Here is a 1,427-nt window from a genome sequence, read left to right on the forward strand (position 1 = left end):
ATAGATGGTGAAAAAACATGTGTTTTGTTAAATAAAGGAAAGCTTTCTATAATGCCATATATAGAGTGTGTAGAAGCGAGAATGCTAAACAATAGGTTAATTCAAAAATGCGTTATGATTTTCTTAAATGTAGAAAAAATGTAAAAAATTTTTAGAAATGGAGGAATAAATATGGCTGCAACGATTACAGGTATAGTCTTTGATGACTTAAACCATAATGGGATATACGATGTTGGAGAGCCGCCAATACCCAATGCTTATGTTGTTAGACAAAGAGTTGGGGGAGGTTGTGTTACAGTTCAAACAGATGCATTTGGAGTCTATACTTTCTCAAATATTAATCTAGCTGGAACACATATAATTTATGAAACAGCCGTAAATCCAGGCGGAGCTTGTCCCCCAACTTTATTTGGTCAACCGCCAGGATTTACAAATTCAACAACTTTTAGAACAGAAACAATTAATTTAACACAGAATGATATAGATAACAATGTTACTATTAATGCCAATAATTATGGACATGATAATCCAGATACTTTCTTTTGTGCACCTTTTGGATATCAAGTAGCAGCAACAGGAGGAAATAGTCAATTTGTAAAAATAAATTTAGTAACAGGTACTGCAACAGTTATTAATCCAGATATAGGTTTTGCAGTAAATGCTATAGGATATAATGTTTTAGACAATATGATTTATGGTATTATAACTCAGGGTAATGTTGGTAATGTAGTAAGAATAGCAGAAGATGGAACAACAACAGATATGGGAACAGTAACTAATTTACCAGCAGCTGGATATTTTATAGGCTCTTTTGATAATGCTGGACATCTATTTGTATATATATCCAATCAAGCAAATTATTATGTAATAGATTTAGATCAAAACTCACCTTACTTTGGTCAATTAGTAGATCCAACAGGTGGAGCCTTTACTCCAACGGCATCTGGGAAACCTATAATTAATCCTATCTCTATTGCTGACTGGGCATATAATGTATTAGATGGTCAACTATATGCTTTAGAAAATAGTACTTTTACTATACAAACAATAGATCCACTTACAGGAATAGTTACACCTGTACCAACGGTTGGAGTTTTACCAACGAGTGCAGGAGCTTCCTTTATGGATGGAACAGGAACATTATATGAAATATACAATCCAACTGGAGATATTTATCGTGTAACATTTAGTGGAGGTACCGCAACAGGAGCATTATTTTCTCAAACGGTTACTTCAACAGGAAATGATGGAGCATCATGTCACGATGCTGAAGTTATAATAGACTTTGGAGATGCACCAGATACAGGTGCTGGAAATGGATTTGGAAACTATTCTACCTTACTTGCAAACAATGGACCAAGACATCAAATAATAAATCCGCTAACATTAGGAACTCAAGTCACTGGTGAACAAGATGCACTTCAAAA

General features: G+C 34.2%; 1 protein-coding gene. It reads left to right on the plus strand.

Features of this window, described 5'->3' with window-relative positions:
* Nucleotides 1–171: 171 nt before the first annotated feature.
* On the plus strand, nucleotides 172–1,427 hold a 1,256-nt coding region (locus tag ACEXNK_RS17470; RefSeq protein WP_373601493.1), incomplete at its 3' end, for a DUF6923 family protein.

This window comes from Paraclostridium bifermentans, assembly GCF_964259345.1.
Taxonomy (GTDB): domain Bacteria; phylum Bacillota; class Clostridia; order Peptostreptococcales; family Peptostreptococcaceae; genus Paraclostridium; species Paraclostridium bifermentans_B.